The following is a 19,633-nucleotide window of genomic DNA, read 5'->3' as shown; positions in this document are numbered from 1 at the left end:
ATGAAAAAACTGTTACTTGTTGTCCTGTTATTGCTGGTTGTGCTGGGCATTGCCGCTGGAGTGGGAATGTGGAAAGTTCGCCATCTGGCGGACAGCAAATTATTGATTAAAGAAGAAACGATTTTTACGCTGAAAGCGGGGACGGGCCGTCTGGCTCTCGGCGAACAGCTGTATGCAGACAAAGTTATCAATCGTCCGCGCGTGTTCCAGTGGCTGCTGCGTGTGGAGCCCGAGCTGTCGCATTTTAAGGCCGGAACATATCGCTTCACGCCTGACATGACGGTGCGGGACATGCTGCAACTACTGGAAAGCGGCAAAGAGGCGCAGTTCCCGTTACGTCTGGTTGAAGGGATGCGCCTGAGCGATTACCTCAAACAGCTGCGTGATGCCCCGTATATCAAACATACGTTAAGCGACGATAGCTATGAGACCGTGGCCGAGGCACTTAAGCTGGAAAATTCGCAATGGGTAGAAGGCTGGTTCTGGCCAGATACCTGGATGTATACCGCCAATACTACTGACGTAGCGTTGCTAAAACGCGCGCATCAGAAAATGGTTAAAGCGGTGGATACTGTCTGGGAGGGGCGCGCTGATGGCCTGCCTTATCAGGACAAAAATCAGCTAGTAACCATGGCTTCTATTATTGAAAAAGAAACTGCGGTCGCCAGCGAGCGCGACCAGGTGGCTTCGGTCTTTATTAACCGCTTACGTATCGGTATGCGTTTACAAACCGATCCGACCGTGATTTACGGGATGGGTACACGGTATAATGGCAAATTGTCGCGTGTGGATTTAGACACCCCGACCGCCTATAACACCTATACCATTACTGGACTGCCGCCAGGCCCGATTGCCATGCCGGGAGAGGCTTCATTGCAGGCCGCGGCGCATCCGGCAAAAACGCCGTATCTCTATTTTGTGGCTGACGGTAAAGGCGGCCACACGTTTAACACCAATCTTGCCAGCCATAACCGGTCCGTGCAGGATTACCTGAAAGTGCTTAAGGAAAAAAATGGGCAGTAACTATATCGTCATTGAAGGCCTGGAAGGCGCCGGAAAAACCACCGCGCGTAACGTGGTGGTGGAGACACTTGAGCAACTCGGTATTCGTGACATGGTTTTCACCCGCGAACCGGGTGGAACGCAGCTGGCTGAGAAACTAAGAAGTCTGGTGCTGGATATTAAATCGGTCGGTGACGAGGTCATTACCGATAAAGCCGAAGTTCTGATGTTTTACGCGGCGCGTGTGCAGTTGGTCGAAACCGTTATTAAACCTGCACTGGCGAAAGGCGCGTGGGTAATTGGCGATCGTCACGATCTGTCGACCCAGGCGTATCAGGGCGGCGGACGCGGTATCGATCAAAACATGCTGGCAACCCTGCGTGATGCGGTGCTTGGTGATTTTCGTCCGGACCTGACGATCTATCTGGATGTGACGCCAGAAGTCGGGTTGAAGCGTGCCCGTGCCCGCGGTGAGCTGGATCGTATTGAGCAGGAATCTTTCGACTTCTTTAATCGCACTCGCGCGCGTTATCTTGAGCTGGCTGCTAAAGACGTCAGCATTCGTACTATAGACGCTACGCAGCCGTTGGAGGCTGTGATGGCTGATATCCGTCATACCATCACCCAATGGGTGAAGGAGCAGGGCGCATGAAATGGTACCCATGGTTACGACCGGATTTTGAAAAACTGGTAGCCAGCTACCAGACGGGTCGTGGTCACCATGCGTTACTGATTCAGGCGTTACCCGGAATGGGCGACGACGCGCTGATTTACGCCCTCAGCCGCTATTTAATGTGCCAGCAGCCGGAAGGGCATAAAAGCTGTGGACAGTGCCGCGGCTGTCAGCTAATGCAGGCGGGGACGCACCCTGACTACTATTCGCTGCTGCCGGAAAAAGGCAAAAGCACGCTGGGGGTTGATGCGGTACGCGAAGTCAGTGAAAAGCTGTACGAGCATTCGCGTCTCGGCGGCGCGAAGGTCGTGTGGATCCCGGATGCTGCCCAGTTAACTGATGCCGCCGCCAACGCCTTGCTGAAAACGCTGGAAGAACCTCCGGCACAAACCTGGTTTTTCCTCGCCAGCACAGAGCCAGCTCGCTTGCTGGCGACATTACGCAGCCGTTGTCGGTTACATCATCTTGCACCACCGCCGGAGTCGTATGCGATTTCCTGGCTTGCTCGTGAAGTGACTACGTCGTCAGAAGCGCTGCTGAGCGCGTTACGCCTGAGTGCAGGTTCGCCAGGCGCGGCACTTACGTTGTTACAGGCTGAAAGCTGGGCGCACCGCACAGATTTTTGTGCGGCACTGGGGAACACATTAAACACAGGCGACTGGTATATACTGCTCGCGGCGTTAAACCACGATCAGGCTGCCGCCCGTTTACACTGGCTGGCAACGTTGTTGACCGATGCGTTGAAACGTCCGTATGGCGTTTCCCATTTAACGAATCCTGATGCGCTGGACCTGATATCTTCTATCGCAGAACGGTTATCCGTTGCCCAGATACAGGCGATACTCGGTGACGTTTGTCATTGTCGTCAGCAACTGCTGAACGTGACGGGCGTAAACCGTGAGCTGGTGTTAACCGATCTTATTCTTCGTATTGAGCATTACCTGCAACCAGGCTCCGTACTGCCTGTTCCCCATCTTTGAGAGAGACATTATGTTTTTAGTCGACTCACACTGCCATCTTGATGGCCTGGATTATCAATCTCTGCATAAGGACGTGGACGACGTGCTGGCGAAAGCGGCCGCACGCGATGTGAAATTCTGTCTTGCCGTTGCGACCACTCTGCCAGGATACCGCAGTATGCGCGAACTGGTCGGTGAGCGTGACAATGTGGTTTTTTCCTGCGGCGTGCATCCGTTAAATCAGGATGAAACCTATGATGTTGAGGACCTGCGTCGTTTTGCCGCCGAAGAGGGGGTTGTGGCGATGGGAGAAACCGGGCTGGACTATTTTTACACGCCGGAAACAAAGGTGCGCCAGCAGGAATCTTTTATCCACCATATTCAGATCGGCCGTGAGTTACAGAAGCCGGTTATCGTGCATACCCGCGATGCGCGAGCCGATACGCTGTCTATTCTGCGCGAAGAAAAAGTGACGGATTGTGGCGGCGTACTACACTGTTTTACAGAGGACAGAGAAACGGCGGGCAAATTGCTGGACCTTGGATTCTATATCTCGTTTTCCGGCATCGTCACGTTCCGAAATGCAGAGCAGCTCCGTGATGCCGCCCGCTATGTTCCTCTGGACCGGTTATTGGTCGAGACGGATTCTCCCTACCTTGCGCCTGTACCGCATCGTGGAAAAGAGAACCAGCCCGCCATGACTCGTGACGTTGCAGAGTACATGGCCGTAGTGAAAGGTGTTGCCGTTGAAGAACTGGCGCAGGCAACCACTGATAACTTTGCCCGCCTGTTTCACATCGACGCTTCTCGCCTGCAATCTGTTCGTTAACTGACTTTTTTTAAAGCTCGTAATTAATCACTAATGCGAGTAAAGTTCACCGCCACAAAATGGGCGGTGAATAATCAGTTTGACACATTCAGAAACTCATTTTATCGGAATGTGCGGATTTTGCGGCCATTCACGACTGAACTGTGATAGCCGTCAAACAAAAACAAACTGAATTATTTTACTCTGTGTAATAAATAAAGGGTACTTAGATGCCCTGTACACGGCGAGGTTCTCCCCCCTCGCCAATGCGTGAGAACGTAGAATACACAAAGTCAATCAAGCTGCATCAAGGCGGCAAGTGAGTGAATTGCAGGAGCTTACCAGAGTAAGTGACTGGGATGAACGAGCGCAGCCCACCCTGAGGCGGTTTGAAGGATGAAGTGTATAAGCACAAATACTCAGGAGCACTCCTAATTATGTTTAAGAATGCATTTGCTAACCTGCAAAAGGTCGGTAAATCGCTGATGCTGCCGGTATCCGTACTCCCGATTGCAGGTATCCTGCTGGGTGTCGGTTCCGCTAACTTCAGCTGGCTGCCAGCCGTTGTATCGCACGTAATGGCAGAAGCAGGCGGTTCTGTTTTTGCGAACATGCCGCTGATTTTTGCTATCGGTGTTGCGTTAGGCTTCACTAATAATGACGGTGTATCTGCACTGGCATCCGTTGTTGCTTACGGCATCATGGTTAAGACCATGGCTGTTGTTGCGCCGCTGGTTCTGCATTTACCTGCTGAAGAGATCGCCGCTAAACACCTTGCTGATACGGGTGTTCTCGGGGGGATTATCTCCGGTGCGATTGCAGCGTATATGTTCAACCGTTTCTACCGTATCAAATTGCCTGAGTATCTTGGCTTCTTTGCGGGTAAGCGCTTCGTTCCTATCATTTCTGGTCTGGCTGCCATCTTCACAGGTGTGGTTCTGTCCTTCATTTGGCCACCGATCGGTACTGCTATTCAGACGTTCTCCCAGTGGGCTGCATACCAGAACCCGGTCGTGGCGTTCGGTATCTATGGCTTCATTGAACGCTGCCTGGTACCGTTTGGTCTGCACCATATCTGGAACGTTCCATTCCAGATGCAGATCGGTGAGTACACTAACGCTGCGGGTCAGGTGTTCCACGGTGATATTCCTCGCTACATGGCGGGTGACCCGACTGCGGGCAAACTGTCCGGTGGCTTCCTGTTCAAAATGTACGGTCTGCCGGCTGCCGCTATCGCTATCTGGCACTCTGCTAAACCAGAAAACCGCGCGAAAGTGGGCGGTATCATGATCTCCGCGGCGCTGACCTCGTTCCTGACCGGTATTACCGAGCCGATCGAGTTCTCCTTCATGTTCGTGGCGCCGATCCTGTACATCATCCACGCGATTCTGGCTGGTCTGGCATTCCCGATCTGTATCCTGCTGGGTATGCGCGACGGTACGTCGTTCTCCCACGGTCTGATCGACTTTATCGTTCTGTCCGGTAACAGCAGCAAACTGTGGCTGTTCCCGATTGTCGGAATCGGTTATGCGATTGTTTACTACACCATCTTCCGTGTGCTGATCAAAGCGCTGGACCTGAAAACGCCAGGTCGTGAAGATGCTACCGAAGACAGCAAAGCAGGTGCGTCCGGCGAAATGGCTCCGGCTCTGGTTGCGGCATTCGGCGGTAAAGAAAACATCACTAACCTTGATGCGTGCATCACCCGTCTGCGTGTCAGCGTGGCTGACGTTGCCAAAGTGGATCAGGCTGGCCTGAAGAAACTGGGTGCGGCAGGCGTTGTGGTAGCTGGTTCCGGTGTTCAGGCTATCTTCGGGACTAAGTCCGATAACCTGAAAACTGAAATGGATGAGTACATCCGTAACAGCTAAGCAGTAAGAAGTTGGGGAGAACTAAGGCAGCCTGCGGGCTGCCTTTTTTATTGCATTAATTAGCCTGAACCCGAATCGGTGCGGTGGCAGCGAACAGCCATGGACGTGCCTCTGCGTTCACGCGCGGGGATAACGTCTCTCTGACCTGCTGGTGGTAATCATCAATCCACTGTTTCTCAGCATCACTCAGCAGATGCAGTTCAACCAGATTCAAATCAATCGGTACCAGCGTCAGCGTTGAGAAACGACAAAAACCAGGACGACTGTTGATAATCTCCACCTGATTCTCAATACGGATCCCATACTGTCCGGCCAGATAATAACCCGGCTCGATGGTGATGATATTGCCTGCGACCAGTGGCCACGGGTTTACTTTTTTGGCGATGCGATGGGGTTGCTCATGAATAAGCAACTGGTGACCCACGCCGTGTCCCGTGCCATGATCAAAATCCAGTCCCAGCTCCCACAACGCCCGGCGGCTAAAGGCATCCAGTTGATGGCCCTGAGTCCCGCTGGGAAACTGCAGCGAAATAAGCGACAAAAAGCCTTTCAACACGGCTGTGTAATGTAGGCGACGTTGCGGATCCTGTGGGCCAAATGCGAGAGTACGCGTCGTATCCGTCGTACCATTGTGGTACTGGCCGCCGGAATCATTCAGATACATGGCCTGCGAGGTAATTGGCGTATTGGTTTTTTCACTGGAGTGGTAATGGCACATTGCGGCATTGCTGGCAGAGGCCGAAATCGTGCTGAAGCTTTGCTCAATAAATCCCGGCTGCTGTTGGCGAAATTCCAGTTGCTTTGCCTGCGCTTCCAGCTCGGTGACCGGATTACCTGCCGCTTCGCGCAAAGGAACTTCATGGGCCAGCCAGGCAAGGAAGTTAACCCAGGCTGCGCCATCTTGTTCATGGCATTCCCGATAGCCCGCCAGTTCAACGTCATTTTTGTGGGCTTTCATCAAGGTGATGGGATCGGGCGCCCATAAGACGTTGCCGCCGTGTTCTTCAATGGCAAAACGCAATGCAACCGGGGCGTAGTCTTTATCGACCAGGAAGCGCTTCCCATTGGCCAACTGCTGGCAGCGAGTCAGAAAACTCTCTTGCGGGGCCAGCGTGAGCGTGTTCAGCAGTGATGCGGGGAGTTGCTGCGTTTTGTTGCTATCCACAAACCATTCCAGCTCACCGCTGCGATGGAGCAGGGCAAACGAAAACGGCACTGGCACCATGGCCAGATCCGAACCGCGTACATTCAATAACCATGCAATGTTATCCGGCAGGGTAATTGCCAGCACGTCAGCCTGGTGTTGAGCGAGTTGTTCCACGACGCGGGCACGCTTTTGCGTGCTGCTTTCCCCGCTGATTTCAATGGGCATTTCACGAATGATGCCGCAGGGGGCTGCCGGTCGGTCTAGCCATACCTGGTCAAAAGGATCTTGCTCAAGAGGCACCAGCTTGCAATGTGTTGCCGACAAGGCTTCAAACTGGCTGTTGACCATCAGCATTGGTTCAAAGCCGATACGTGTACCCGCTGCAACGTGAGACTGCAAATAGTCGGCCAGCGGCTCATCGTGTAAATGATGAATTTCAAAATCATCCAGCGAGACTTCATTGCGTACCTGGACCTGATAGCGTCCATCGACAAACATTAACGCGCGATCCCGAAGGACCAACGCGAGTCCGGCAGAGCCGCTAAAACCGGTCAGCCAGGCCAGTTTATTGTCATGCGGCGTACAATCTTCACTTTGATGAGCATCGGCGCGCGGAACAATCATGCCATCCAGCCCCTGCGCTATCAGCAGGTTGCGCAGGGCGGAAAGAGGAGTTGAGTTGTGCATAGTTACCTTCAGGTCTTAACGGAACGGCGGTTCGTTGAATGTACGTAATTTACGGGAGTGCAGTCGGTCGCCTTCAGCACGCAGACGATCGATAGCCCGGATACCTATTTGCAGATGCTCAGAAATGGCACCTTCATAAAAACGGTTGGCCTGACCAGGCAGTTTGATCTCACCGTGCAGTGGCTTGTCGGAAACGCACAGCAGCGTGCCGTAAGGAACGCGGAAACGGTATCCCTGGGCGGCGATGGTGGCGCTTTCCATATCGATAGCCACCGCGCGGCTGAGATTGAAACGCAGCGCAGAAGCAGAATAGCGTAGCTCCCAGTTACGATCGTCGGTGGTGACGACGGTACCGGTACGCAGGCGCTGTTTAACCTCTTCGCCGGGCATACCGCTGACTTCTTTGGTGGCGTCATACAGTGCGCGCTGCACTTCCGCTATGCTCGGAATTGGAATATCTGGCGGCAGTACGGCATCCAACACGTGGTCGTCACGCAGATAAGCGTGGGCCAGAACATAGTCGCCAATCGCCTGGCTTTCACGCAGTCCGCCACAGTGACCAATCATCAGCCAGACGTCAGGACGCAGTACGGCCAGATGATCGCAAATGGTTTTGGCGTTAGACGGGCCAACGCCGATATTGACCAGTGTGATCCCCTGACCGTCGGCGGTGATTAAATGCCAGGCGGGCATCTGATGTTTCTTCCAGGCGAGATCGGAGATCGCTTCTTCAGGCGCTTCAGTTTCAGCGGTGATCCAGATCCCGCCCGCGCAAGAAAGCGCGATATACGGGCTGTCCGGGTCGAGGATCTGGCTGCACCCCCAACGCACAAACTCATCGACATAGCGGGTGTAGTTGGTGAACAGCACAAATGGCTGAAAATGTTCAACCGGTGTTCCCGTGTAGTGGCGTAGTCGCGCCAGCGAAAAATCTACTCGTCGGGCGTCGAAGTGCGACAACGGAGAGAATTCCGCCGGATGATAGGTACCGTCTGCTGTTTCATCGCCAATCTGTGACAGCTCGGTTGTGGGGAAATGACGCGTTAGGCCGGCGCTCATCGAGCGGTCGAGCGTCAGTTCAGAACCGTCAATGACATACGGATAGGGAATTTCATGTTGCGACGGCTCGACGGAGATATGCGCATCATAATCCTGATACAGCAGCGTGAGTTGTTCTTCAAGATACGGACGAAAAAGCGACGGACGGGTAATCGTAGTGGTGTAGCAGCCCGCATGGGTAAAACGACCATAGGCGCGGGTTTTCGGGGGATTGGTGGCGCTGCCATCCCAGGTGACACACAGTGATGGGTAAACAAAAAGACCGTTATGGCGGGCGATTACGTCAGGGAGCGTCCCTGTTTCAATATACTTACCAATGGCGCTACGCAGTGCTTTAACCGACTGCTCGTACAGCGCGTCCAGTTTATCCAGTGCCTGAGCCGGGGTCAGGCTGGAGCCCTTATTGTTCATGTCTGTCTCCTTGTTCCACAGATGTACTGCTCTCCCGATAGTATGTCACAGGAATGTGAAACAAAAGTCAGACGTTGAGGAAGATTGTGCGAAGACCGGACGGCCTCCGCACCCGGGCTTAACCGTGCTGCTTATCCCGCATCAGCAATGCTGTAGTGGCGGAAATAAGACAACCCGCCATCAGATAAATGGCCACACTGTGCCAGTCTCCGCCGGAGAATGTTACCAGTGCAGCAGCAATGAAGGGGGTAAAACCGCCACCAACCACGCTTGCTACCTGATAACCAACGCCTGCGCCGCTGTAGCGATAGCTTGCGCCAAACAAACCGGTAAACATAGGTTGCTGCACGCAGACCACCATATCGTGTGCAATGTTGGCCAACATAATCGCGAAGAACACGATCCAGAAAATGGATTGCGCTTCTAACGCCATAAAGAACGGGAATGCGCTGAGCGTCCCGACCAGTGCGCCGGTAATGTAAACGCGCCGGCGACCAAAACGGTCGGCGAGCCAGGCGAAGCAGGGGATGGTCAGACAGCTCAGCCCACCCACCAACAAGCCGATATTCAGAAACAGTTCACGGGGTAAGCCCAGATTCTGCGTGGAGTAATTTAGGGCAAACGCGGTGACGATATACATCGTCAGCAGTTCACACAGGCGCAGAGCGATAATTTTCAAAAAGGCACCTGGATGACGGATTAACGCCTCGACTACCGGTAGTCTCTTTTTCTCTGGTTGCGGTGCCTGCTGCTGCTGTTCGAATTCGGCTGATTCATCCATTCGGTTACGCATCCACAACGCGCCCAATACCAGCACGATGCTGAACAGGAATGGAATACGCCAGCCCCAACTCAGGAACTGCTCATCGGTGGTTTGCGAGCTAATCAGCGAGACCAGACCGGTAGAAAGCAGTAGCCCGACTCCATAACCGACCTGAACACCGCTGCTGTAGAAGGCTTTTTTATTTTTCGGCGCACTTTCGACCGAGAGCAACGCCGCGCCGCCCCATTCACCGCCAACGGCGAACCCCTGAATAGCACGCAGCGTCACCAGCAGAACGGGAGCCCACCAGCCAATGGTGTCAAAGGAAGGAATAATCCCTATCAGTGCAGTGGCGATCCCCATCATCCAGACGGTGAGCATCAGCATACGTTTACGCCCCAGGCGATCGCCGAAGTGGCCAAAGATCACCCCGCCTAACGGGCGGAACAAAAATCCGACGCCAAAGGTAGCAAATGCGGCTAGTGTTCCCATCGCCGGGCTGACTTGCGGGAAGAACTCGCGGTTAAAGACCAGTGCGGCAGTGATGCCGTAAAGCAGAAAATCATACCAGTCGACCACGGCACCCGCGAAGCTACCAAGCGCAGCGCGTCGGGCGCGGTTAAGTGAAGAGGCGTCCTGTTGGGGACCCGTGGAGGTGAGGGAGGAATCCATAGTTATCCTGTCTGTACTGTTTTTTAGTTATTAGTATTTGAGTTGGGTTACACACATTGCAGTCGCAATATTAACGACCGTATGAGATTACCGCGACAGACGGGAAGTGAAAACGATTATCTCCCTCATCTGATGGCAACATGAAAAATAAGATGAATGAGAAATCTGAACCTGGTGGAATCGTGGCCTGTCAGGAGTGTTCTGATTTCAGGCGGAGCATTAGGAGCGCTGTATTTGGGGAAGTTATAAACCCACTTTCATAATGGTATACGGAGATTCGGTGAAACCACATCGCTCATAAGCACGAATCGCACGCCCGTTATCTCCGTGGACTTATAAGCGAAGCTCCAGTGCCTTTTCTGATTTAGCTTCTTTTGTAAGATGTTTGATGAGCTCATCAGCTAATCCCATCCCACGATACTCCGGGGCGATATAAAAGCTTTGGATCCACCAGTAGTCATTTCCATGAACATCACTCCATTCTTTTACGACAGAGGTATTGGCGATCACTGTTCCTGAAGAATCTTCCATGACCCAATATTTTGAACGTGGGTTTTCACAAAACGCCGAGGAAACGCCACGCTCCATAGCAACAAGGTCAATCACTGAACCTTCAGATTCTTGTGCTTCCTGAGTGGTGAATTCGATGATTTTGTTGATATCGTCAGGGGTAGCTGGTCGAATAAAGTAGTTCATAAGTCTGGCTCTCATTAGCGTTGCATCGACCCGTTGAACTCACAGCACGGAGCGGACATTGCTGACTGAGCTGAAGGTCCGCTGTGAGCGAGAAGCTGACGCTCACTCCATGCCAGATATGCTGTAATGCAAATAAGAGTGTCCATAAAATCCTAATCATTCAGGAAGGATTACTTATTTTTGAGTTAGAGTAAATATAATATCCAGTAGAAATAAAAACGTTATAAATATAGTGGTTAGAATAACAGTTAGGCGCTCTTTTTTGATTGGTATCGACACGATTAATCCCCTCTTAGGAAAAAGAAGTCTCATATTTTTTTGTGGCATCTTTGCAAATTAATTAATCAGCAATATCACCCAAGATAATGGCGTAATATGAATGCAGCTAAAACGCCGCTGATTACCGTTATGGGCATTGAAAATCGCATTGCGATAAATAACGTTATGCCTAACGCGATCAGGTCTGCAGGTGATCCGGATGCAAAAAAAGGAGCGATAAATGCCAGCATGACGCAGCCTGGCGAGGATTTCAGCACCACCATGGCCCTCGGGGTGAGAACCCTGTTGCGTAATATCAGGTAGGCTGTTACGCGGGTGGTATAGGTGGTCAATGCCATCAGTACAATAGCAATAACGGTCTGATAATTAAGCATCATCGCCTCCTATTAAGGCAGCCGTCACTAGCCCCGCCAGTGGACCGGCAATGACATACCAAAGGCCGGAAATAAAATGGCACACCGCAACTGAGACGAGTAAACTGATTATCCATGGCACGGCTTTTCGCCAGCCATTCCACATGCCTCTGACCAATACAAGGAATACAGCCGGGAAGGCCATATCAAAACCATACTGATGAACGTCGCCGAGTACCGGGCCAATTAACGCCCCGACGGTGGTGCAGAAAACCCACATCGAATAAAAAGACAACGAAACGCCCAGATAATAGGGCATGCTAAAATACACTGTGTTTTTATATTTTTTGCTGTGTGCGTCATTATAACTCAACGCCCAACTCTCATCCGTCATTAAAAAAAGCGCCGGTAAGACTTTTCGTTTCGGAAAGCGAGAAAGCAGCGGGACCAGCGTTGCGCCCATTAAAATATGGCGACTGTTAACCAACAGTGTCACCGCCATGATCAGTAGAAAAGAGGGTGGGGATGTCCAGATCTGTATCGCAGCAAACTCAGATCCCCCCGCAAAATTCAGTCCTGTCATTAGCGGGACTTCCAGATTACTGAGTCCCTTATGGCTTGCCTGAGCGCCCAACACCAGAGCAAAGGGGATTACACCCAGCAGGACTGGCAGGCCATCTTTCAGGCCGCGACGAAACTCTTTTGCCGTACTGCCAGCCTCATCCTGAAAGGGAATGTCAGTCCTTACATCAACTTGCTGTTCACTCATTCTTTTGGCTCATTTCAACATTTCAAAACCTGGCGTCAGAATAAATTATGTGACACTATGAGTAAATATAAATAGTGTCACATTACACTTTTGGTGATTTTATGCGTGAACGCTCCCCCTGGCAGCCCAGACTTGCACAAAACAGCACATCTCCCACTGACCAGTTGGTACAGGCGTTGTCAGAAGATATCCTTTCGGGCTTACTGAGCCACGGCGCGCGCTTACCGGCACACCGTAATTTAGCGGATACGCTTGGCATAGGACTGGGTACCGTAACGAAAGCGTACGGTATCCTGGAGAAACGCGGACTCGTCAGAAGCGTTAAGGGTAGCGGCATGTTCGTTGCCCTGGCCAATTCACGGAACAGAACGTTTATCGACTTGTCACAGAACACGCCTCCAGCAGCATTAACGTCCCGCTCATTAAGCGCGACGTTAGCCACCATCGCCCGTCGACCGGACATGGATATGTTTAATACTTACGCTCCGGCCGCAGGACATGATGAGCATCGGCGACTGCTTGCACAGTGGTTTAACGGGTTGGGGATCCCGGCAGATTATCAACAACTCATTTTAACCAACGGTGCTCAACACGCGCTTTCTGTGGCACTCTCGACCGTCTGCGAACCCTTTGGACGACTGTACGTGGAGGCCCAAACCTATTCAGGTCTGATCCAGCTTTCTCGGTTACTCAAGCTCACGCTAGTGGGGATCCCTATGGATGACGAAGGCATGGACGTATCCGCTCTGGAACGCAGTCTGGATGAACATGCAGAAAAGGGCGGTGCGGTGTACGTCACGCCACTGCTACAAAGCCCTTCGACGCGCATCATGAGCCTTGCCCGCCGTCTGGAACTGATCCGGGTTTGTCGGGAGAGAGGAATAACGATCATTGAGGATGACGTGTACCGACTGAAACGTGATGCCGGATTGCCGCAAATAGCCAGATTAGCCCCTGATATCACTTTGTACGTGAACAGCTTATCTAAAATTTTAAATCCGGCACTGCGGATTGGTGGGCTGCTGGTACCGGAGGCGTTATATTCACGTGCGGAATCCATGCTAAGAGCCACGGCGATGATGGTCTCCCCATTAAGCAGTGCCATTATGGAGCAATGGTTGGTCGATGGCACGGCAGAAACTGTCACACTGGCCATTGAACAAGAAACGAAGCGTCGCTACGAACTTGCGACAGACATTCTGGGGGCGCATGTCTATCGTTCAGGACAGCCCAGCTTTCATATCTGGATGCCGTTTTCACGAGAAGAAGCGCAGTCGTTCTATAAAGCCGCGCTGGCGGCAGGAATTAAAGTGACGGCTCCGGCGTCCACCGAAGTGAGCGAACAGTCAGATCAGTCCGGGATCCGTTTGTGTATCGGAGGAACAGAGTTTGACCAGCTAACGCAGGCTCTGTTAACGCTCAAGGGAATTGCCGAACAGCTTAAACAGCAACCAGACCCTTTCCCTCTTTTCAGGTTATGAATGACAGATGGCCTTAAATAAAAAACCGATGACGGTGGTTAGTATTGGTCTTAAAAGTCTGCCCTCTCTGTTCCTCATCATCCAGGCATGGATAATGCTCTTGGCAACTTCCGTTCCTGGCACGGAGCGGACATTGTTGACTGAGCTGAAGGTCCGCTGTGAGCGAGGAGCGGACTCTTTCGTGGTAATTCCAGCACTCATAATGCCGGATTAAAATTTATCAGTTGGTTTGAGGCGCCTCAATTAACCTAACTTCAGACTTCAATCTCGGCATCATGGCTTCCAGTCCGTTTGGCAGCATTTTCCGGCCTTATACAGGACTTCAAGTGGCATTTCCGGCTGGCTTTCCAGGAAGCCACATTTGCTAGTTCTTACGCCCTGTCGCCAGTTCCAGCGATGACAGGTGACGCCCGTGTCGTCACACCAGATTACCTCCCCAAGCCTCGGAGCTCTCCACGTATGGTTGACCCTCTTTCAGGTGTCAAACGGTTCACAGCCATCGGCAACAATGAGTCGTGGTGAACCACAATAGGCTTCCAGATTTTCATCACCATCAGGAATTGCATAGCGGAGACTCACTGCGTTATAAAGGTCTATCACAGGGTCAATTGTTGCCATAAAACCGTCGCGTATCACTCGTTTACCGGGAGCGACGTATCTGCCTGGGTCGCACAGAGTTATGTCTCCCTGTTCCGCATGCTGATTGACTTTATTTTCTGGTACAAGAAGCTCGCAACTGGGGGAATTGCTGCCGTTGGCCAGCTACAACTTCTTCAACCGTTCTTCGGGCTTGGTCTGTCAGCCACGCTTCTGCATGAGGCCATTCGCCCCCTCATGGTGTTCATTACGCTGGGTGTAATCCTCTGCGTTATGGGCACCCGTAAAGTTTCCCGGTAATCTTTTGTCTGCTAGGCGCTGGCAGACCAGACTCTTTTTGAATAAGGAACCACTATGTTTACTGGCCTGAGTGCATTTCCGCTGACCCCCCTGGATAACGGCGATATTGATGAAAGCCGATTCACATCTCTGATTGAAAATCTGGCTGACGCCGGAGTTGATTCAATTGGCGCTCTGGGATCTACTGGGAGCTATGCTTATCTGACCCGCGAACAACGTTTCGCTGCGACAAAGCTTGCCGTTAGTGCAGCAGGGGATATCCCGGTAATAACAAGCATTGGATCTGTTCGTACCGAGGATGTTATGAGTCTGGCGGAAGACGCACAGCGGGCAGGTGTCAGTGGAGTGTTGCTTGCCCCCGTAACCTATCAGCCACTTACCGATGCGGAGGTTTTCCGTCTATATCAGCGGGTGACAGCAGAGTTATCGGTCCCGCTTTGCATTTATGATAATGCGGCAACCACTGGATTCAATTTCAGCGATGACCTGCTGATAGCTCTGTCGCACCTTGACAACATAGGCTCCATCAAACTCGGGGAATTTCCTGCCGATCCGATTCAGGCTGGTCAGCGTGTTCAGCATCTGAAAAGCCAGATGGCAAAGGGGGTGACGCTAGGAATAAGTGGCGATGCTCAGGCGATTGCTGGCTTGTTAGCTGGTTGTGATACCTGGTACTCGGTACTAGGCGGGTTGTTCCCACATTATACGCTGGATCTTACCCGTACCGCTTTACGCGGGGATGACTCGGAGACCAGACAGATGAACATATCACTTGAGCCATTGTGGACGTTCTACCGCCGCCACGGCAGCCTCCGGGTGATTGCCAGTGTCGCCGAGATTAAGGGAATCGTTCAGGCCCCCTGTCTGCCATTCCCCCTTCAGACGCTAACTGGAAAAGAACGGGCATCTCTGGAAGCTCTGATGGAACAATTTAGTTTCCTTGACCTTTCGAATGGACAGGGCCTACCTGTTATACCAGTTAGGCCAGAAAGCCATTAGATAATATTTAAATCATGAACGTCCGCTGTTGGCACACCGCGGACGTCGGTATGAAGCAACCCAGCGCCCGTTAATATTAAGCGGAAAGATGAATTAGCGTGTCTCCCCGTTTCGTCATCCTCTTCGCGTTTTACTTAATCCTGCCTTTGTTGCTGTGCATACAGCGACGTGTTATCACTCGGTAAACTGCATTTCACGGGTTGCTATGGTGCAGAGAGTAATCCCTGAACACCGTTGTCTGCGGTTTATGAACCGATGATTCATATGGTTTTGACTGGTTCTAAATGCATGATGGTTGATGACAGAACGCTGCAACATGATCCAGCCCAGAACCGTTGAAATGTTACCTGGGCGGAGTGAAGTCATCGTAGCACGAGTGATATAACCGGCGACCTGTTGAAGCCATGGTACCATTACAGACTGTATCATCTACCTCACTACACACATCGGCCTGCCAGATACCGGTTCGGGGTGTATCTCCGTATCCACGCTGAATACGGTTCTCAGCAATCCAGGGTTCATCACCTCTTCTGGTGTGCCTTGCGCCATAACATGTCCGTTCGCCATTACCACCAGATGGTCGCAGTACCGGCTGGCCTGATTAAGGTCGTGCAGCACGGCGACTACCGTTTTCCCCTGAGCCCGGAGTTCCCCCATCAGCCGCATCAGTTCCACCTGGTGATTGATATCGAGATAGGTGGTTGGCTCATCGAGTAGTACAACGGGCGTATCCTGCGCCAGGACCATCGCCAGAAATGCGCGCTGTCGCTGACCGCCAGAAAGATCAGTTAACCGTCGTTCGGCAAGATGTTGGATCCGCGTCTGGCTCATAGCATCATGGACCCGCGTATTGTCTTCAACGGAGAGACGCCCCCAGAGTGACAACCACGGGTTGCGACCGTACGAAACAAGCTCCTGGACGGTGATCCCCTCGGGAGTTAAATGGTGCTGGGGCAGCAGCGCCAGCCTGCGGGCTAGCTGGCGTGATGAGAGCGTATTGATGGCACTATCGCCGAGAAATACGCCACCGGACTGCGGTGTTAACAGTCGTGAAAAACAGTTTAACAACGTTGACTTCCCGCAGCCGTTAGGGCCGAGCAGGGCAGTTGTCTTCCCCGCTGGTAGGGCGAGTGAAACGCCATCAAGCACCTTGTTTGTACCGTAACAGACCGTCAGATTTTCAGTTCGTAATGTCATTTATCGCATTCTCACAAGCAGCCAGACAAACCATGGTGCACCGATAATGGCGGTCAGCACGCCAGCCGGAAGCTCCAGCGGAGGATGAATAATTCGCGCCAGCAGGTCGGCAACCACCAGCAGTAACGCACCTGTCATGGCTGAAACGGGCAGCAGCCAGCGGTGACGTCCACCGGTAATGCTGCGCACCATGTGCGGCACCACAAGACCAATAAAGCTAATTGGGCCGCAGACGGCCACGCCGGTCGATGTCATGGCTACGGCCAGTAGCAAAGCCTGGATCCGAATACGCGGCACCGACACACCGAGCGTGGCGGCGCGCGCATCGCCCAATGCCAGGAGGTCGAGATCGCGACAAAAACGCAGACTCAGCGGCAGAAACAAAATCAGCAGTGGGGCGGCTATTTTCACAAAGCTCCAGTCACGGCCCCATAAGCTGCCGGTCAGCCACAGCAGGGCGCTGTTCACATCCTGCGGGTGCGAGAGCATCAGATAATCCGTCAGGCTGGCCCAGCAGGCAGAGAGCGCAACACCCGTGAGCGCCAGCTTCATCGGCTGGCTGGTGTTCGCCAGTATTCTCAGCAGGATCAGGCCCGCCATGCCACCGGCAAAGGCCAGCAGCGGCAGAGCAATCACCGGTAGTGACGGTAAAAGAAGCAGTGCGCCTACAGAGGCAAGACTGGCGGCATGGTTTACGCCGAGGATATCCGGTGATGCCAAAGGGTTACGCACGATCCCTTGCACCAGCACGCCTGCCACCGCGAGGGCTGCACCGACAAGCAGCGCCAGTAGCAGTCGCGGCAGGCGGTACGCCGTTAATACGTAATGATATTCGCGTCCGGTCTGCCAGTCGCTCAGCAGAGCACGCCAGGGAATGGCGATCACCCCCATTTGTAGTGACAAAGCCGAAAGTCCTGCCAGCGCGAGGGCGATGAAAATGACGAACGCAATTTTCATCCACGCCTCCTGACCAGCCAGACAAAACAGGGTGCACCAATCAGCGCCACTACTGCCCCCGCGGGCAATTCGCCAGGGAAGGCCAGCGCTCGGGCCAGAACATCAGCCAGCAGCAGCAGTGTGGCGCCCATAAGCATGCTCATCGGCAGGACCTTGCGCTGATCGAATCCCACCCAGAAGCGAGCCAGATGCGGCATCAGCAGACCGATAAACGCCACCGGACCTGCCACGCTGACGCAGGTACCGACCAGAAGCAGCACCAGAATATTGATGATCAAACGGAGCTTCGGCAGATTCACCCCCAGCGTGCGGGCGGTGCTGTCACTGACGTTAAGCAGGTTCAGTTGATTAGCCAGCAGCAATACCACCGGTACAGCAACCACTACCATTGGGAAAAGCTGCCAGAACTCCTGCCAATGAGCGTGGGATACGCCTCCCGCAAGCCAGTAAAAAATGCCGTAGGCGTGATCTTCCGTCAGCAGCAGGGTGATGCGGGTAAGGGCCATACAGAAAGCCGAGAACGCAATGCCCGCGAGGATCAGTTTGTTTCTGTCCTGGGTGTGGCGAAATCCACCACCTGCGGTCATCACCATCAGCCAGCTTACGCCGCCACCGCAGGCGGCGATAAAGGCGATGGAGTAACCCGTAACGGGCGCAGGGCTGATAGCGCTGGTAAGCGCCATCGCCAGCGCTGCGCCACTGTTAATACCGAGTAGTGAAGGGGAGGCCATTGCATTATGCGTCAGGGTCTGCAGCAGCGTTCCCGCCAGAGCCAGGCTTGCGCCGATCAAAATGGCGACCAGGCTTCTCGGCAAACGAAGGTTTTGCACCAGCGCTTGTGGAAGCGTCGGCGTATGGCCTGGCAGCAGGGCGTGAATGGCATCAACGCCAGAAACAGGAATGGCCGAGTAGCAAAACAGACTCAGCCAGAAGATAGCGATAAGCGCGACAAGGGGAAGCCCCCACTGTAGCGCTGGATGTTTGAAAACTGTCATTTCACATCGGATAAAGGCTGGTGGTGAAAGATTTTTACCGTGTCGCTGGCAATGCGTTCGGCTGCGAAAATGCCGCGCATCCGCGCCCAGGCGTTACTGTCGACCGACGCCGTCTGCTGCTTCTGCGCCGCAGTTAACATCTGCCACAGCGGGTCTTGTTGCCAGCGTTTCACGATGCTCTCTTCACGATAGTGCGCGACCAGCAGCCATGCCGGATTGAGCGCCAGCAGCTGTTCCAGACCGATGGAAGGCATAGACGAACCCGCCATAGCCGCAGGCACCGTCAGCCCCAGAGAGGTCAGGACGCCCCCGGTCCAGGTCTCCTGCGTGTGCAGGTTGAACTGCTGCTCTCGGGACGTACCAAACACCACCATCGTGTCTTTTGGCAGTTGGCTGGCCCACTCTGACATCTGTTGTTGGTGTTGCGCCAGGCGTGACTGCATCTGTGCCTTTTTACCCACGATTTCACCGATGATGGCCGCAGAATGAAGATTTTCAGCGTAGGTTTCATTGCGGGACTTGAGCAGCAGCACCGGTGCGATTTGCTGTAAGGCGCTGTGAATACCCGCATGGCGGCTGCTGTCGGCAATGATCAGATCCGGTTTCAGCGCGCTGATGGCTTCTAAACTCGGCTGCGCACGCGTGCCGACAGACTGCCAGGGTTTCAGATGGGTACGAACCTCTGGAAGAATGCGCATGGCATCGTTATCGTCGGCAATGCCGACCGGACTGACATCGACAGCAGCCAGTGCGTCCGCGAACGACAGTTCCAGCACCACTATCCGTTGTGGCGTTTTATCAAGCGTAAAGGTGCCATGTTCGTCATGAACCGTGGCGGCAAAAGCATGGCCGGTGAGCAGCAGAGCGGCGAATAGCGTGCGTAATGGTGTGAACATGTAAATTGCCTGCGTCGGGTGGCGTTTCGTTTGCCCGACCTACAAAACAGCATGCAGGCCGG

General features: G+C 53.2%; 18 protein-coding genes and 2 pseudogenes. 9 read left to right on the top strand and 11 right to left on the bottom strand.

What is annotated here, in order from left to right; all coding sequences use genetic code 11:
* From yceG to ptsG, 5 genes are all read left to right on the top strand, one after another.
* The gene (yceG, locus tag OGX94_RS22990; RefSeq protein WP_003832187.1) at positions 1-1,023 is read left to right on the top strand and encodes a cell division protein YceG; all 1,023 of its coding nucleotides are present in this window, start codon (positions 1-3) and stop codon (positions 1,021-1,023) included.
* Complete coding sequence (gene tmk / locus OGX94_RS22985) at positions 1,013-1,654, top strand: dTMP kinase (protein ID WP_003832189.1); 642 nt, start codon at positions 1,013-1,015, stop codon at positions 1,652-1,654. The genes yceG and tmk overlap by 11 nt, the downstream gene beginning before the upstream one ends.
* The gene (gene holB, locus OGX94_RS22980; protein ID WP_257661602.1) at positions 1,651-2,655 is read left to right on the top strand and encodes a DNA polymerase III subunit delta'; all 1,005 of its coding nucleotides are present in this window, start codon (positions 1,651-1,653) and stop codon (positions 2,653-2,655) included. Before tmk ends, holB begins: the two co-directional genes overlap by 4 nt.
* 10 nt (positions 2,656-2,665) lie before the next feature.
* On the top strand, positions 2,666-3,463 hold the full coding sequence (locus OGX94_RS22975; RefSeq protein WP_020996495.1) for a metal-dependent hydrolase: 798 nt from the start codon (positions 2,666-2,668) through the stop codon (positions 3,461-3,463).
* A gap of 416 nt (positions 3,464-3,879) precedes the next feature.
* Positions 3,880-5,313 carry a PTS glucose transporter subunit IIBC gene (gene ptsG / locus OGX94_RS22970; protein ID WP_003036277.1) on the top strand — a complete coding sequence of 478 codons (1,434 nt, stop codon included), beginning with the start codon at positions 3,880-3,882 and terminating at the stop codon, positions 5,311-5,313.
* A 55-nt stretch (positions 5,314-5,368) separates the two neighbouring features.
* Here ptsG and OGX94_RS22965 read toward each other — a convergent pair whose 3' ends face one another.
* From OGX94_RS22965 to OGX94_RS22940, 6 genes are all read right to left on the bottom strand, one after another.
* Positions 5,369-7,147 carry an aminopeptidase P family protein gene (locus tag OGX94_RS22965; protein WP_003832196.1) on the bottom strand — a complete coding sequence of 593 codons (1,779 nt, stop codon included), beginning with the start codon at positions 7,145-7,147 and terminating at the stop codon, positions 5,369-5,371.
* Positions 7,148-7,162: 15 nt separating this feature from the next.
* The gene (locus OGX94_RS22960) at positions 7,163-8,617 is read right to left on the bottom strand and encodes an AMP nucleosidase (RefSeq protein WP_032942969.1); all 1,455 of its coding nucleotides are present in this window, start codon (positions 8,615-8,617) and stop codon (positions 7,163-7,165) included.
* Positions 8,618-8,735: 118 nt separating this feature from the next.
* Positions 8,736-10,052: a shikimate transporter gene (shiA, locus tag OGX94_RS22955; protein WP_003832199.1), complete on the bottom strand. Its 1,317-nt coding sequence runs from the start codon at positions 10,050-10,052 to the stop codon at positions 8,736-8,738.
* 333 nt (positions 10,053-10,385) lie between these two features.
* Entirely contained in the window at positions 10,386-10,748 is a 363-nt protein-coding gene (locus tag OGX94_RS22950; protein WP_003832200.1) for a GNAT family N-acetyltransferase, read from the bottom strand.
* A 353-nt stretch (positions 10,749-11,101) separates the two neighbouring features.
* Positions 11,102-11,404, bottom strand: coding sequence for an AzlD family protein (locus OGX94_RS22945; protein ID WP_257661603.1), 303 nt, complete (start codon positions 11,402-11,404; stop codon positions 11,102-11,104).
* Positions 11,394-12,149 (bottom strand): AzlC family ABC transporter permease, encoded by a 756-nt coding sequence (locus OGX94_RS22940; RefSeq protein ID WP_257661604.1) that lies wholly within the window; start codon positions 12,147-12,149, stop codon positions 11,394-11,396. Before OGX94_RS22940 ends, OGX94_RS22945 begins: the two co-directional genes overlap by 11 nt.
* Before the next feature lie 101 nt (positions 12,150-12,250).
* On the opposite strand from OGX94_RS22940, the gene OGX94_RS22935 reads away from it, so the two are divergent.
* Complete coding sequence (locus tag OGX94_RS22935; RefSeq protein WP_206159980.1) at positions 12,251-13,630, top strand: aminotransferase-like domain-containing protein; 1,380 nt, start codon at positions 12,251-12,253, stop codon at positions 13,628-13,630.
* A 220-nt stretch (positions 13,631-13,850) separates the two neighbouring features.
* Here OGX94_RS22935 and OGX94_RS22930 read toward each other — a convergent pair.
* Positions 13,851-14,272 (bottom strand): annotated as a pseudogene (locus tag OGX94_RS22930) (B3/B4 domain-containing protein); the annotation flags it as partial.
* A gap of 12 nt (positions 14,273-14,284) precedes the next feature.
* On the opposite strand from OGX94_RS22930, the pseudogene OGX94_RS22925 reads away from it, so the two are divergent.
* The 3 genes and pseudogenes from OGX94_RS22925 to OGX94_RS24865 form a co-directional block, all read left to right on the top strand.
* Positions 14,285-14,527 (top strand): annotated as a pseudogene (locus OGX94_RS22925) (EamA family transporter); the annotation flags it as partial.
* Between the two features lie 54 nt (positions 14,528-14,581).
* The gene (locus tag OGX94_RS22920; protein ID WP_257661606.1) at positions 14,582-15,526 is read left to right on the top strand and encodes a dihydrodipicolinate synthase family protein; all 945 of its coding nucleotides are present in this window, start codon (positions 14,582-14,584) and stop codon (positions 15,524-15,526) included.
* A gap of 255 nt (positions 15,527-15,781) precedes the next feature.
* Positions 15,782-15,865, top strand: coding sequence for a hypothetical protein (locus OGX94_RS24865; protein WP_353622361.1), 84 nt, complete (start codon positions 15,782-15,784; stop codon positions 15,863-15,865).
* A 90-nt stretch (positions 15,866-15,955) separates the two neighbouring features.
* Here OGX94_RS24865 and fecE read toward each other — a convergent pair whose 3' ends face one another.
* From fecE to OGX94_RS22900, 4 genes are read right to left on the bottom strand one after another with little or no spacing between them, the layout of a single operon-like run.
* Complete coding sequence (gene fecE, locus OGX94_RS22915; protein ID WP_063941433.1) at positions 15,956-16,723, bottom strand: Fe(3+) dicitrate ABC transporter ATP-binding protein FecE; 768 nt, start codon at positions 16,721-16,723, stop codon at positions 15,956-15,958.
* A complete protein-coding gene (gene fecD, locus OGX94_RS22910) occupies positions 16,724-17,680 on the bottom strand; it encodes a Fe(3+) dicitrate ABC transporter permease subunit FecD (RefSeq protein ID WP_164562931.1) in 957 nt (318 codons plus the stop codon). It lies immediately after the preceding gene.
* Positions 17,677-18,675, bottom strand: coding sequence for an iron-dicitrate ABC transporter permease FecC (gene fecC, locus OGX94_RS22905; RefSeq protein ID WP_257661607.1), 999 nt, complete (start codon positions 18,673-18,675; stop codon positions 17,677-17,679). The genes fecD and fecC overlap by 4 nt, the downstream gene beginning before the upstream one ends.
* Entirely contained in the window at positions 18,672-19,571 is a 900-nt protein-coding gene (locus OGX94_RS22900; protein ID WP_257661608.1) for a Fe(3+) dicitrate ABC transporter substrate-binding protein FecB, read from the bottom strand. Before OGX94_RS22900 ends, fecC begins: the two co-directional genes overlap by 4 nt.
* Between the last annotated feature and the right edge of the window lie 62 nt (positions 19,572-19,633).

This window comes from Citrobacter sp. Cpo037 (assembly GCF_030332945.1).
In the GTDB taxonomy this organism is placed as follows: domain Bacteria; phylum Pseudomonadota; class Gammaproteobacteria; order Enterobacterales; family Enterobacteriaceae; genus Citrobacter; species Citrobacter portucalensis.
This window is presented reverse-complemented; position numbering and strand designations above follow the sequence as displayed.